Origin of the sequence: Microcoleus sp. F10-B2 (assembly GCF_036704965.1) — a bacterium.
GTDB lineage: Bacteria > Cyanobacteriota > Cyanobacteriia > Cyanobacteriales > Microcoleaceae > Microcoleus.
Map to the genome: position 1 here is coordinate 1 of NZ_JAUBTB010000136.1, position 13,397 is coordinate 13,397.

Annotated in this window: 13 protein-coding genes; 3 read left to right on the top strand and 10 right to left on the bottom strand. The window is 47.0% G+C overall.

Features of this window, described 5'->3' with window-relative positions; translation table 11 throughout:
* Window positions 1–62: 62 nt before the first annotated feature.
* The 4 genes from QUA99_RS30225 to QUA99_RS30240 all read right to left on the bottom strand — a co-directional run bounded on the left by QUA99_RS30225 (window position 63) and on the right by QUA99_RS30240 (window position 2,253).
* A complete protein-coding gene (locus QUA99_RS30225) occupies window positions 63–353 on the bottom strand; it encodes a hypothetical protein (protein ID WP_333244492.1) in 291 nt (96 codons plus the stop codon).
* A 542-nt stretch (window positions 354–895) separates the two neighbouring features.
* On the bottom strand, window positions 896–1,324 hold the full coding sequence (locus QUA99_RS30230) for a heavy metal-responsive transcriptional regulator (protein ID WP_333244489.1): 429 nt from the start codon (window positions 1,322–1,324) through the stop codon (window positions 896–898).
* A 110-nt stretch (window positions 1,325–1,434) separates the two neighbouring features.
* On the bottom strand, window positions 1,435–1,728 hold the full coding sequence (locus QUA99_RS30235) for a hypothetical protein (RefSeq protein ID WP_333070263.1): 294 nt from the start codon (window positions 1,726–1,728) through the stop codon (window positions 1,435–1,437).
* A 354-nt stretch (window positions 1,729–2,082) separates the two neighbouring features.
* Window positions 2,083–2,253, bottom strand: coding sequence for a hypothetical protein (locus QUA99_RS30240; RefSeq protein WP_172186391.1), 171 nt, complete (start codon window positions 2,251–2,253; stop codon window positions 2,083–2,085).
* Window positions 2,254–2,420: 167 nt separating this feature from the next.
* Between QUA99_RS30240 and QUA99_RS30245 the strand changes: the two genes are divergently transcribed.
* The 3 genes from QUA99_RS30245 (at window position 2,421) to speA (ending at window position 7,022) form a co-directional block, all read left to right on the top strand.
* Window positions 2,421–3,011, top strand: coding sequence for a DUF3611 family protein (locus tag QUA99_RS30245; protein ID WP_333244486.1), 591 nt, complete (start codon window positions 2,421–2,423; stop codon window positions 3,009–3,011).
* A gap of 179 nt (window positions 3,012–3,190) precedes the next feature.
* Window positions 3,191–4,342, top strand: a complete 1,152-nt coding sequence (locus QUA99_RS30250; protein ID WP_333244483.1) for a helix-turn-helix domain-containing protein — start codon at window positions 3,191–3,193, stop codon at window positions 4,340–4,342.
* 670 nt (window positions 4,343–5,012) lie between these two features.
* Window positions 5,013–7,022, top strand: coding sequence for a biosynthetic arginine decarboxylase (gene speA / locus QUA99_RS30255; RefSeq protein WP_333244482.1), 2,010 nt, complete (start codon window positions 5,013–5,015; stop codon window positions 7,020–7,022).
* Between the two features lie 44 nt (window positions 7,023–7,066).
* Here speA and QUA99_RS30260 read toward each other — a convergent pair whose 3' ends face one another.
* The 6 genes from QUA99_RS30260 to QUA99_RS30285 form a co-directional block, all read right to left on the bottom strand.
* Window positions 7,067–8,230, bottom strand: a complete 1,164-nt coding sequence (locus QUA99_RS30260) for an NDP-sugar synthase (protein ID WP_333244479.1) — start codon at window positions 8,228–8,230, stop codon at window positions 7,067–7,069.
* A gap of 313 nt (window positions 8,231–8,543) precedes the next feature.
* Window positions 8,544–9,362 carry a segregation/condensation protein A gene (locus tag QUA99_RS30265; protein ID WP_333244476.1) on the bottom strand — a complete coding sequence of 273 codons (819 nt, stop codon included), beginning with the start codon at window positions 9,360–9,362 and terminating at the stop codon, window positions 8,544–8,546.
* An 80-nt stretch (window positions 9,363–9,442) separates the two neighbouring features.
* Window positions 9,443–9,832 carry a LapA family protein gene (locus QUA99_RS30270; RefSeq protein WP_333244474.1) on the bottom strand — a complete coding sequence of 130 codons (390 nt, stop codon included), beginning with the start codon at window positions 9,830–9,832 and terminating at the stop codon, window positions 9,443–9,445.
* A gap of 199 nt (window positions 9,833–10,031) precedes the next feature.
* Complete coding sequence (locus tag QUA99_RS30275) at window positions 10,032–10,856, bottom strand: DUF3153 domain-containing protein (protein ID WP_333244471.1); 825 nt, start codon at window positions 10,854–10,856, stop codon at window positions 10,032–10,034.
* Window positions 10,857–11,097: 241 nt separating this feature from the next.
* The gene (locus QUA99_RS30280) at window positions 11,098–12,402 is read right to left on the bottom strand and encodes a metallopeptidase TldD-related protein (protein ID WP_333244469.1); all 1,305 of its coding nucleotides are present in this window, start codon (window positions 12,400–12,402) and stop codon (window positions 11,098–11,100) included.
* A 403-nt stretch (window positions 12,403–12,805) separates the two neighbouring features.
* On the bottom strand, window positions 12,806–13,285 hold the full coding sequence (locus QUA99_RS30285; protein ID WP_333244466.1) for a hypothetical protein: 480 nt from the start codon (window positions 13,283–13,285) through the stop codon (window positions 12,806–12,808).
* Between the last annotated feature and the right edge of the window lie 112 nt (window positions 13,286–13,397).

The window sequence follows — 13,397 nt, forward strand, 5'->3', positions numbered from 1 at the left end:
ACGTCATATTCTACCATGCTGTGCCTAGATTGTGAACCTTCTTTTTTTGCTGTTACCCCGATTTATTGAGCGGATACCTCATAAAAATCAGGTATCTGAGAATCCCTAGTTTTTCTTCCTCCCCCTCTTCGGCGAATTCTCTTTTGATTCAAGGTGGGTTCTGATTCACTTTTTAACTCCTTAATTCCCTTGGCTATTGTATTTCTGTCTACTCCCAAAACTCGGGCTATGTAAATAATTCCACCACGACCAAGTTTTACCGCTTCTATCGCTGCATATTTTCTTTGGTCTTTTTCAGATAAAGACTGATGATGTTTGAGCATTAAAGCAGTAATTTCGTCTGAGTAATACATAAATTAAGTTAGTAAGAAATGATTCAAATCAACAAATCATCAGCGACACAAGAAGAAACAAGTAGGTATAATATTTTACATCTATACCGAAACATGAACCTATTCATATTCACTCATTTATTTATTATACATCGCTGATGTTATTAAATTTTCATTCCTTACACAATTAGGGCTGTTGATTCCATCATTACAGAAAAAACTCTAATTGTAGGGTGCTTATGGGCGCACCATCGCTATGCCTGTAACAAATCCAAATCTGTCAACAGTCTCAAAAATACTTGACAGTGAAATTGCCTCGGTGTAGTATAGAGGTAGTGCAAAAACTTAAAAACATGAGACTAAAAAGTTGGGAGTCTCCCCGCAGTGAGGGCAGAAACTCCAAAGGCAAAGGCGGAGCGGCAAGAGCTCGACAGCTCAAAAAGCAACAGCAAACTCTGCGAAAACAGTTAAAAGCTCAACACGATCGACAAAACCACCAACAAAATCATCAAGGGAAGGAAACCAATAATTCCTTCCCTTTTTTTGTATCTTTCGGCTGCTGCTCAATCCCGCTGAATGTTCGGACAAATCGTGCTAGTAATGCTCGCCTGCGAGGGTTGCTCTTGCCAGCAGTTGAGAATGCCTTGCAACTCCCCCTTCAAAGTTTCTAAGGCTGCAATTTGCACCGAAATTTCCTCTACCTTAGCCGTTAGATGCTGCTTCGCTTCAAAGCAAGGCAACTCTCCCCGATCGCGAACTTGTAAAATATCCTTAATCTCCTGAAGGCTCAAACCCAGAGCCTGAGAGCGTTTAATAAACGCTAACCTGTTGAATACCGCTTCCCCAAACAAGCGATAACCAGCGGGCGAGCGCTCCACCGCGGGAGACAGCAAGCCCATCTCCTCATAGTAGCGAACAGTTTTCACCGACAAACCGCTACAGGCAGCTACGGAGCCAATTTTGTACAGTTTCTCGGCAACAGAAATATTCATAAACCAAGCATTAAAGATCGACGATGGAAAGACTTTCTTGCCATATCTTTTGGTGCCTCAGATGCAGCGAGTCGATCGTCACCTCACCCAGTCGCCATTGCCGCGTAACCTTAATAAGGAGGATTTTTTTTAGACACGTTAAGCACGGGCAACTGAGGTCTAGAAGACTGAGGAGGAAGATAGTATTCGGGAGCAGGTGCGGGTTGTTCGGCTCCAGAGCGGTAAATTTGCCACCAGCGGAGAGCCATCGCCACCCCAGCGGTACCCAGCCCAAAAGCCAATAAAGAGCCGCTCGCACCGATGCTGCCGATGGCTGCATCGACAACGCCCACTGTCACAACAAAGCTGGTAATTGGCTCTCTACGGTAAGCTGACCTCAAAAGTCGCGTCCACGAAGCATTCATTTGGTTTTACTCTGTTCTATATTTATTTACAATCTCTAAAACTTAGAGTTGGCGGAACGATCGGGATTTCTAGCTCAAAGACTAGCTTCACCTACATTAATCTTCTCGCCTGTGGGGAATTGTACGGGAGCGAGGCAAAATTGCCAAGCTTGTCAAATCAAAATTCCACCCCATATACACCTCCAAAAGCCAGCTATTGCATTCGGGAACCGATCTCTCTCGACAGAGAAGTCGCTGGGCTTGTTTCTAATTAATATTTTAATCAATTCCCGAATTTGTCGCGGTCAGCAGAAGTCACACCCGCTGCCCGAAGAGTCAAGACAAAGTGTAAGGCTGACCGCGCCATTGCTAAAATTAGTTGAGACCTAACCAGGACAGCAAGCCCTGGCCTGTGACATACTCGATAATTAAAGTTAGAGAAAAACCGATCATCGCGGCTCGACCGTTAAGGCGTTCCGCGTAGCTGTTGAAGCCAAACTTTGGCTGTTCTAGTTTGGGAGTGACGGTGGGTTGTAGTTGTGTCATTGCTTTGAGTACCTGGCGATCGACGCTATTCAAATGTGAAATCCAATGTTAGTTACAATTCTTAAACATTGCTACTTCTATTATAAAGAGGGTTAACCGCCGTCAAGCGTCCCCGAAGAGAAAAAACTGCTGCCAACTAATGCCAATTAATTATACCCGCTCAAAATATGACTAATCAGTTAGATAACGATAAGCTTCCTGTCGCCGTACAGCGAGTTGCCTTTGCCCTTCGTACAACAGGCTGGGTTTGCTTCTGGGTACAGTTAGTGCTAGCGGTGGTAGCGGGGATCATTTTGCTCTTTGCCATCCCCTTCGCCATCCCCAGCACTACCACCGCTGCGGGTTCAAACAGTGCCGGCACCGGCGGGGGGGTATTTTTTGCCATTTGCGGGCTGGCCGTACTCGCTTACAGCGTATATCGCTCTTTCCGCTTCACTCGCTTGTCGAGACAACTGCGATCGCCCGCTAACGCTGTCCGCCCCAAAAAAGCAGACACCATCAAAGAGGTGCGGCTGTCACTGATGAGCAACTTGTCAGGAATGCTGCTGACGCTGATCGGCGCAGAAGCCATCAGCGGCACGCTTTTAGCCAAATCTCTAGCTCAGCCGCAAGCCTTGTTCGGTGCCGCAGTTGATTTGGGTCGATTTATTCAGCCCCTAGACATATTTGTGGTACTCGCCAATACTCACGCCACTGTTGCCCATTTTGTCGGGATTTTCGGGGCTCTTTTTTTGCTCGATCGCATCCACAAGCAATAGACAATCTGTAAGTGGGAATCGGTAAGCGAGAATCGCGAATCAGCAATTGCGACTCTCCCACTCTCCCACTCTCCCCCATCTCCCTCACTCTGCCGCTCTCTGCCAGCCGATATCCGGAATCACTGCCAAGCTGTCGAAGAACCTACTCAGATACCTTCTAGCAAGACAACTTAAATATCATGGCACTGAAACCCGAGGCTTATTTTGGGGTGACAGATCACGCAACTATTGAAATTTCTCAAGACAGTTGTCGTTCTGTCCTCGGTCAAATAGAAGCTGAACTGCTCTGTAGCGACACTTACAGCCAGGCTCTAGCTAGCTTACAAACCATGTTGGGCGAAGCAGCCTCCGCTGCCGAAATTTTAATTAGAGCAGTTAGCAGAGAAGCCGTCAAGCTCGCATTTGATCGATTTCCCAAACCAAACAAAATTGAACCGCAAGTAGCCGAACAGAGTTTTGCTGCTGTAAGTCCCGCCATTGAGACGGTGACAGAATTTAGAGAATTGGAACCACCAGTAGCTGTTCCTGTCTTCTATTGGCGCAGCGCTACTTTGGAAGCGCCGCCCCAAACCGAGTCCGACACTGAAATTGTCGATCGAGACACTAACATTTCACAAGACAGCAAACAAGCGCCCCAAGACGAAATTAAACTCGAGTCGGCTGCGCCTGCAACTGTCACCATCCCCGGAAAATCCTTCCTAGGGTTCGGTTTTCCCAAGAAGCCGAAAAAACTCACCAAGGAAGAAGCAGCAGCAATAGCTGTTCAACAGCGAGAAGAGTGCCTGCGGGAGTTGGGTAGAGAATTGCGCAAGGGACGGCAAATTCGATCCCTATCCCTCCAACAACTCCACAGTCAAACTCTTGTGCCGCTGCACCACATCGAATCGATCGAAAATGGGGAAATCGAGAAACTGCCCCAAGATATTTACGTTAGAGGTTTTATCCGCAGGCTGGGCGACACCTTGGGACTAGACGGCACCGCGATGGCGAATGCTTTGCCCAAAGCCGCTCCTAGCCCAATTCCCAGCACGTATTTATCTGTTTCCGACTCCGAGTCGGCCGAAGGCTTTCAAATGCGTCCGGTACATTTGTACATCGGCTACACCGCTTTGATGGCTGGGGCTGTAGGGGGTTTGGGTTGGCTGTCGCAGCAACCCGTGGTCCCCGGAGCCCAGGCAGTACCTCCAACGCAGGTGACACCGCCAGCCTCAGTTGCACCGGCTCAAAAAAGCCCAGCCCCGACGCCTAAACCCGGTTTGAAGAAGTCTGCCAGTCACGGGGGAATGATTGTGGGGGCTGACATGGCCCCGCCGGAGGTGATTTTTGGTTAGAGTCTGTCACGGTGATTTAACGGCGGATTCCTCTGAGTACAGGACGCAGAAACCGGGTTTGATGGGCGAAAATACTTCCTTAAGTCCTCGCTCAAAGTTAAAAACCCGGTTTCTTTAAGTAAGGAGTGCGTGCTGGACTGCCTCTGTAATTCAACAGCTAATTTGAAAGGCGATCGAAGTTGGGAGTCGTGGCGCAGAAACCCCGTTTCTTCAGGTAATTAATTCAGAGAAGCTTCATGGTGTCGGTCGATTAACAATTAAAGATTACAGAATTGACTCCACAGCACAGAGCGAGTTAAAAACCCGGTTTCTTCGTATATTTCTCGTTACTAAATCCGAGATTTTGATCGTAAACTGGGTTGAGCAAGGCAAATCTGCGTCCAAGACTATAGATTTTAGATTAAAGAAGTGACTCCACACATGGATGAAGGTGGGGGCTGGAACTAAAATCTAAACTGTGATTGCTCTCCACAACTCCTGTGTTCAAGCAAGTATCCGTATGCAGGTGAGATCGGAAATGGAGTTTCTGAGACTGGACCTGCGCCAGGACTGCTTCCGGGCGAGCAATCGCCGGGCCCTTTAACGAAAGTGAATTTTCAACTGCATCAGGAAACCCGATATGTGCGATAAACTATCTATTTGACCAGTCCTAAAAGAGGTTTCCGATAAGATGAGTTCCCCAGCCACCGCTGCTTTCTCCGATATCGATCCGCTATCGACTCAGCCGCCGACAGTCACGAGTTTGGCGGCACCAGACAGTGCTTTGGTAACGGCGGCTCAACTGCCACAAAAATCTTGGACAATAGAAGATAGCGAGAAACTGTACCGAATTCAAGGTTGGGGCGAACCCTATTTTTCGATCAATGCTGCCGGTCACGTTACAGTGTCTCCCAAGGGCGATCGCGGCGGTTCCCTCGATTTGTGCGAACTGGTAGAATCCCTGAAACAGCGAAATTTGGCTTTGCCCCTGCTGATTCGATTTTCTGATATTTTGGAAGACCGGATCGAGCGCTTAAATTCGTGTTTTGCCAGAGCGATCGCTCGCTACAATTACAAAAATGTCTATCGCGGTGTGTTTCCAGTCAAATGCAACCAGCACCGACAATTAATTCAAGATTTGGTGCGATTCGGTCAACCCCATCACTTCGGATTGGAAGCCGGCTCGAAACCGGAATTAATGATAGCTTTGGCAACCTTAAAAACCCCAGGCGCTTTGTTAATTTGTAACGGTTACAAAGACCGCCAATACATCGAAACTGCTATTTTGGCCCAGCGGCTGGGGCAAACTTCCGTAATTGTGCTGGAGCAAATTGAGGAAGTAGAACTCGCAATCGCTGCGAGCATTGCATTAGGAATTAAACCGATTTTGGGAGTGCGAGCAAAACTCACTACCAAAGGCGTTGGCCGCTGGGGAGGTTCCACGGGCGATCGGGCAAAATTTGGCTTGACAATTCCGGAAATTATCCGCGCAGTCGGCGAACTCGAAAAAGCTGGAATGCTCGAATGTTTGCAGTTACTGCACTTCCACATCGGCTCTCAAATTTCCTCAATTAGCGTCATCAAAGATGCCATTCGAGAAGCCAGCCACATTTATGTAGAATTAGCTAAATTGGGAGCTAATATGAACTACTTGGACGTAGGCGGCGGGCTCGGCGTTGACTACGACGGCTCTAAAACAAACTTTCACGCTTCCAAAAACTACAATATGCAAAACTACGCTAACGACGTAGTAGCGGGAGTGAAAGATGCCTGCGACGAGCGCAAAATCCCGGTACCAATTATCATTAGCGAAAGCGGGCGGGCGATCGCTTCTCACCAATCAGTGTTAGTTTTTGACGTACTCGGTACTAGCGATGTCCCCAGAGAAATACCCGAACCAGTAGATGAAAAGGCGCACCAAATTCCTCGTAATCTCTACGAAATTTACCAATCTATCACTCCCGAAAATTACCAAGAAGTTTATCACGATGCTATCCAATTCAAGGAAGAAGCAGTCAGTTTATTTAACTTAGGCTATTTGGGAATTGCGGAACGGGCGAAAACCGAACAGTTGTACTGGGCTTGCTGCGATAAAATACAGGGAATCGCGCGGCAAAAACAATATGTATCGGAGGATTTGGAAGACTTAGAAAAGGTGATGGCGTCCATTTATTACATCAACTTATCTGTTTTCCAGTCTGTACCCGACAGTTGGGCAATTAACCAATTGTTCCCAATTATGCCAATTAACCGACTCGACGAAGAACCGACTCATCGCGGTATCTTAGCGGATCTCACCTGCGACAGCGACGGTAAAATCGACCAATTCATCGATTTGCGAGATGTCAAGTCGGTTTTGGAACTGCATACTCTCAAACCCGGAGAACCTTATTACTTGGCGCTATTTTTGGGAGGTGCTTATCAAGAAATTATGGGCAACCTTCACAACTTATTCGGCGATGCAAATGCAGTTCACATTCAACTAACGCCTTCTGGCTATCATATCGAACACGTTGTGAAAGGAGACACTATGAAAGAAGTCCTCAGCTACGTACAGTATGATTCAGAAAATTTGGTTGAAAGCATCCGCCGTCAGACAGAAGCAGCTTTGCAGCAAAATAAAATTACTCTTTCGGAGGCTCAACTTTTGCTGCAAAATTACGAGCGGAGTCTCAGCCAGTATACTTATCTTCAGTCTTAAAATGTAGGGTGCGCACTGCGCACCTTACTTTGAGCAATTAGCAATTATTCAGGATTACCTAGAATTTCTGCGATCGCCCGCCGCTCTTCTCCCTGCTGAGTCGGTAAAACTTGGCGAGCGTCAGTAATCAGCCAATCGAGAGCCGCGGCTTGCAAATCGATCGCCGCCCCGGTTTTATCAACGCAGTAACGCCCGAACACAAGTTTATCAACCAACCGCACCTCCGGGCCCAAACGGGAATACTCAAAAATCACGCTGTTTTCCACAGTCGCCCCGCTGCACACCCAACAATTCGGACCGATCATTGTCGGGCCGATTATTTTTGCTCCATCCTCAATGATCGTCATCCCGCCAATGTAAACAGGCCCAGTAATATCAACTTTATCCCAGTTCACAGCTACATTCAAACCAGCGTAAACGCCGGGGCGCACTTCAATTCCCGGAATCGAAACATTTTTAACTTGTCCCAGCAGCACGCTCTGAATTGCCCGCCAATAGTCAGGAACTTTGCCTATATCCACCCACTCAAAGTCCATGCTAATCCCGTAAAAAGGCGCGCCCGCTTCTACTAGCTTGGGAAATAACTCCGAACCAATATCGTATTCTTTGCCCGAAGGGATATAATTGAATATTTCCGGTTCAAAAATATAAATGCCAGTGTTGATGTCGGTACTCAGAGCTTCCTCTACAGAAGGTTTTTCTTGGAAAGCTTTGATTCTACCAGAATCGTCAGTAACAACAACTCCGTAACTGGGAACCTCCTCGCGAGAAACCGATTTCATAACAATAGTAGCGATCGCCCCTTTTTCCCGGTGCCACTTCACAGCAGCAGTCAAGTCCAAGTCAATCAAAGCGTCGCCACACAGCACAACAAAAGTATCGTCAAAAAACGGCGAGAAGTCCTGAATTCGTTTCATGCCACCAGCCGAACCGAGAGCCTCTCCAATCAGTTCTCCCTCCTCAATTCGCCCTTCAAAAGAATAGGCAATTTGTACCCCAAACTTTTGACCGTCGCGGAAGTAGTTTTCAATCACGTCTGCCAGGTGGGAAACATTGACCATAATCTGGTCAAATCCGTGCTGGCGGAGCAATTCAACCAAAAACTCCATCACTGGCTTTTGCAGGATGGGAATCATCGGTTTGGGTATTGTCTGAGTAATGGGACGGACGCGAGTGCCTTTACCGGCCGCCAGAATCATCGCTTTCATTATTAACTTCCTCAACCCTCTGTTAATTGATATCAACTGAACAATTAGATGCTAGCGGTTGCGCTCGAATCGATCGATCACAGCAAAATCATGACCTGTTTATAGGCGACATCGTACCAGGCTATCAATCATTTATTCCCAATTTACCTGGATTTAAAAAACCAGGAATCGGGAATCAGGAAGAACTTTGCACTCCCGCTCTCCGGATTCGGGACTGTGCCGCACAATGTCGGCGAGCTAGGTTCTGCCTGGAATCTTAACCGACGCAGCGTCACAGTTATTAGTTTCGCCGGAGAACCTATACCCTGCAAGCTTAAAGCGCCCGGATTTTGAGGTCTTGATAAAATTCCTCTTGAAGCAACTCTACTTTAGACTGAGCAGACAGCAGCAACAAAGCCCAAAAAATACCCACGCGGTCATGATTTGGTAAGTCAACTTCCCCAGTCGATACCGGGAGTTCTGGGTTAATAGGGGAGTGCAAATCGTTATGATGCCAGAGTTCTAGCAATTTGTCCAAGTCGAGCCAACCCTCGTCAATTTCCTGGCCCCGTTCTGCCAGAAACCGCTCCAGTTGACTAGCAGTTTCCACCAAATTTTCTTGGTGAGCTAGCTCAAAGATAGCCTGGGCAGCTTGCGATCGCATTTTTGAGGTAGGGCGGCGCCGGGGGGTAACAGTCTGCTGCTCCATTGCTGCTTTCATTAGCTGCAACTGCTCGATCAGTTCTGGGAGAGTCACCGGGCGTTTTTGCGGTAGTTGAGCTACACCGCGACGGCGCAATTGCCGCTCTAAATGCTGCGGCAAGTGTCGCCCGCCTGAGTGCTCTGCATCTTCTAGTGCCGGCTCATCGGCAGAGTCGGGATTCGCGGGGGGTTCGGAGAGGACGATACTTTCTGCTTTGAGCAACACCAGCATTGAAGCGTACAAAAACGCTTGGCCGGAGTGGGACAAATCGGAGAAATCCTTACTCTGATCTGCATCGCAGGCGTTCGTAAGCTTGCTCAGACATCGATCGAACACTTCAATTACCTTAACGTCCCAAGGATCGATTTCTCCCCGTTCTGCGAGGTCAATTAAAATTGCGATCCCCTCGGAAATCGTTTCTAAGCCATTTTGGTCTCGGGAAACGGCCATTCGATTTTAGATTTTAGATTTTAGATTTTAGATTTTAGATTTTAGATTTTCCCTCTCCGAAAACGAGAGAGCATATCAAGTTAATTGGCGGTCATTTCTGCAGTTGTGGCCTCAATGGCTGCTATTTCTAAACTTATCGGTTCTGCACTTTCTAACAAAGGTTGTTTGCCTTCTACTTCGGCTTTATAGCGTTCTATATCTTGTTCTAATTCCTGAATCCGCTGCTGTTTTTCGCGAACTTGGCGGAGCTCTTGGCGCGAGGCGATGGTTCGCTGCATTCTCGACCACAGACTGAACAGCCACGCTAGAATTGCCCCTAATCCTGCCGCCATAATTAGTTCTACGCACAGCGGAGCTTTAACTTGGACGCCTTTGATAACTTGAATCGCGACTGGCTGTGTATTTTCGATGCTGAACAATACTAGAGCCAAGCAAATCAGAAAGATGAAGAAGAAATTTAGCGATCGCATTTTCTCTGTTCCTAATTCTCTATTCCGGTTAAGCAAATTGTTTACTTTTTGTCAACTGTTTTTTGGCAGATGAGGAGGTTTTTTTGATAAGATTAAATCTGCTCAATTAACCATAATATCCGGGGATGGGCGGGTTTATGAGATATCTGAGAGTTGATTGAAGAGATTGGTTAACCCGCCCCGCCAGGACATATTCTCTTTAGGTTTGACCGATGTTTTGCGGTTTCTTGCCGATTGAGAGTGCCGGCAATATTTGATATTTCAAAGCAATGCCCGCAGCCACAAATAAGGCAATAATCAGCGCCCCAATTCCTACGGGACTGGGAATCCAGAATATCGCCTCCAAATAGTTAACTTCCCCGGGTTTTAGCTTCCAAACTAACTGCTTTCCCTGCTGATAGCTTTCGGGAACCAGCGCACCGGCGACAGTTTCAATACTTTCGGCACCCCAAGGCGTGTTCAAGCTAAACTCTAGCTCCAACAGTCCCCCCGGACTCAGCAGCAGACTGCCGTTAGAAGAAAGCAGAGAAAGAGAGCGCAAATCCAATTCCAAACTCAACCGATTTCGCAGCACCAATAACAAATTATTCTGCTTGACATTCAGGTGAGATTCAAACTTCGGCAAATCGGTTTCTAACGGACTTCCGACCCGAGATTTTGCGGTTGGTGCGATCGGATTGTAAAATTGGTTGAACTTGTGTTGCAACTCGGCTCCATTATTGAAAGGAATCCTCACTAAAACTTCTGTGGGCGAAAGCCGTTTAGTTTTTCCGTCCAGCAACCTCACCCGGCTTTCTACGCTTTTCAACCATTCTGCAACTGTTTCGCTGCTGAAGCTCGTCAACCTTTCCCCTAGTTTAATGTGCTGCACGATTTCGCCGCGAGTTTGACTCTCAAAGTTAACCCCGACATCGTACTGAACGCATCCAGTCACTAGAGTTAAAAGGCAAAAAACCAAAGGTAAAAGAAAGAAAAAGTGCTTTTTCTTCTTTCGAGTTCCATCCTTGACATTTTGCTCTTTCATTGTACCTTTTTCCCTGTTTTTTCCTATTTGGATGAATTAGCAAAGCGTTGAATTGCCGACACTGTTTCTATGTTTGTTTAGCACGTCTGGACTTACGAACCGCTTTTAACTGGTTCCTAGGCTCTGCCTGGAAACCCATGTCCAGAGGCTTTGCCTCGCAAGCTTTCATCCAAATTCGAGGCAGAGCCTCACGATATGTATTACCAGGCAGAGCCTGGTAACGAGTAAAACCGCACTGAACTTATTGCCTCGAAGCTACACCCAACTGTTGAAACAGGATACTCGGCAAATAGGCTGCACCGCCTACCCATTCGGCTTCGCTGCTCAAATCTGCCAAATTTTTAAACGCTTCAAAAATGCTGCCTGCCACCATTGTATTCTTGACGCGGCCGACAATTTTACCTTTTTCTACTTTATAGCCTAAGTCCAAATTGACAGAAAATTCGCCAGCTAACTGATTGGACTGACCGGCACCTAAAACCTGCTCTACTATTAGACCTTCGTCCATGCTAGCAATCAAGTCTTGAGTGGCGGTATTTCCAGGGGAAATGCAAAAGTTAGTCAAATCAGGGCCTGGGCGAGACAATCCGCTGCGAAAACCGTTGCCAGTCGATCGTACACCAGCGCGAGCGGCCCATCTGCGATCCCAATAAAATCCGGTGACAGTACCTTTGTCTATCAAGACTTTGCGGGTGGTGGGCGTACCTTCGTCGTCAAAGGGACAAGCAGAAGGGCCTAAAGTGGGGTCTTCAAAAAAGGTAAAGCGTTCGTCAAATAAGGTTTCGCCGATTTTGTCGGCTAGGGGAGAGGCTTTTTGAACTACTGTTTGACCTGAAAGGATGGTATCAAACAAGCTGCCGAGGGTGCTAGCGGCGGCTCTGGGGGTAAATAATACTGGGTAGGAACCGCTGGTGATGGTGGCTGGATGTTCGGCGAGGCGGTATTTTTCGAGGAGTGATTGGAGGATGCTGTCGGTGTCCAGGGGGCGATCGCGCGCTACGTCGTAACTGTATGCTTGCATAAAGTCTTCTCCCTTGACCAAATTGCCAGCAATAGTGCCGCTGACTATTTGGCTGTACATTTCGGCGTCAACGTCTCGCGTCGTGGCAACTTTCACGCGACTGGTGCGGACGTGAAAGCCGACATCTACCATAATATCGGGATTGTAGGCGTGAACTTGCTCGATCAGGTTTTTGCCGTTTTCGACTAATTCTTGAGTTGTGGGCGGAGTGTAGGTGGTTTCCGGGCCTTTGAGGTGGAAGTTGGAGGCGAGTTCAAATTCTGCGGGGTCGCCGATTTCGGCTGTTTGAATCGCTGCATCTACTAAATCGTCTATGCGCGTTAAATCTGTGGAACTAGCAAAACCGATTTTGCCTTTGTAAATCAGTCGCAGTGCGACGCCTTGCAGGGCTTTGGTTTGCAGGGATTTGAGACGATTGTTTTCAAATTCGATCGGCGTGTCTTGGCTGGATAGATAATATACTTCAGCGGCATCAGCACGCTGGCGGGCTAATTGCAAAATCCGGTCTACGGTGGAATCGCTCACAATAATCGCCTTTTTGGTTTGGTCTTTTTTTTATTTTAGCGATTTAGGGTGTGGCCAGAAACCGGGTTTTTTCCCAGAATATCGATACACCACCGAAAAGCTGCGAAAAACCCGGTTTCTTTAGTCGAAGTGCATCCATCAATCCCCAGCCATCTGCTGAACCATAGCAATAATTTCTCTCACTGTCTCCGCCATCAATCCCCAGCCATCTGCTGAACCATAGCAATAATTTCTCTCACTGTCTCCGCGTCGGGCGATCGCAAATGCTGTAAAATCTCCAAAGATTGCTGTAAATAATTAAACTTAGAAACCGGGTTTTTTCGTGAATCTGCCGGCTACAGCGAAGTATTTCCATAAAAACCCGGTTTCTCGACACCCGCGCCTAAAACTGAAGAGCATTCCTCTATAATTGTAATTCACACTGTTTAAAAACATAGTTAACGGCTGCAAACAGTCGCTCTAAGTCCTGAATTGTATAGAAAAATTTATTTTGAGTAAACATTTCTAATTTGAGCTTGCCAAACTGCCACATTGCCCCATTATAAACAATACCAAAGATAGTTTGTTCTGGTTCATTGTTAAGTCGCTGCACGGCGATCATTTCTGCCAAACACTGCCCCCATCCTTCATCAAATGCGCTCTCTTTCTTGGCTTCAACTAATATGAAATAGGGCTTGTCAAACACTACTGTGCCGAGGGGTGAGCGCTTCGCCAATATATAATCTGGAATTCCGGACAGATTCTCATTATAGACTAAGGTTTGGTGGCTCCAGAGGAGAAAATTACTGCGATAATTTTTCCAAACTTCTTTTAATACAGGATAAATGATATTTTCACAAATGGCGATTTCCGAGTTGTCAAATACTCCGTCATTGAAAATCAATTCGGCGTTGCTGATGCACGGTATGAATTAACTTTGTATCCGCTCAATAAATCGGGGTAACAGCAAAAAAAGAAGGTTCACAATCTAGGCACAGCATGGTAGAATATGACGT

Excerpts from the sequence above, each read along its gene's own strand:
- QUA99_RS30225 (WP_333244492.1), bottom strand. The coding sequence starts at position 353 with ATGTATTACTCAGACGAAATTACTGCTTTAATGCTCAAACATCATCAG.
- QUA99_RS30230 (WP_333244489.1), bottom strand. The coding sequence starts at position 1,324 with ATGAATATTTCTGTTGCCGAGAAACTGTACAAAATTGGCTCCGTAGCT.
- QUA99_RS30235 (WP_333070263.1), bottom strand. The coding sequence starts at position 1,728 with ATGAATGCTTCGTGGACGCGACTTTTGAGGTCAGCTTACCGTAGAGAG.
- QUA99_RS30240 (WP_172186391.1), bottom strand. The coding sequence starts at position 2,253 with ATGACACAACTACAACCCACCGTCACTCCCAAACTAGAACAGCCAAAG.
- QUA99_RS30245 (WP_333244486.1), top strand. The coding sequence starts at position 2,421 with ATGACTAATCAGTTAGATAACGATAAGCTTCCTGTCGCCGTACAGCGA.
- QUA99_RS30250 (WP_333244483.1), top strand. The coding sequence starts at position 3,191 with ATGGCACTGAAACCCGAGGCTTATTTTGGGGTGACAGATCACGCAACT.
- speA (WP_333244482.1), top strand. The coding sequence starts at position 5,013 with ATGAGTTCCCCAGCCACCGCTGCTTTCTCCGATATCGATCCGCTATCG.
- QUA99_RS30260 (WP_333244479.1), bottom strand. The coding sequence starts at position 8,230 with ATGAAAGCGATGATTCTGGCGGCCGGTAAAGGCACTCGCGTCCGTCCC.
- QUA99_RS30265 (WP_333244476.1), bottom strand. The coding sequence starts at position 9,362 with ATGGCCGTTTCCCGAGACCAAAATGGCTTAGAAACGATTTCCGAGGGG.
- QUA99_RS30270 (WP_333244474.1), bottom strand. The coding sequence starts at position 9,832 with ATGCGATCGCTAAATTTCTTCTTCATCTTTCTGATTTGCTTGGCTCTA.
- QUA99_RS30275 (WP_333244471.1), bottom strand. The coding sequence starts at position 10,856 with ATGAAAGAGCAAAATGTCAAGGATGGAACTCGAAAGAAGAAAAAGCAC.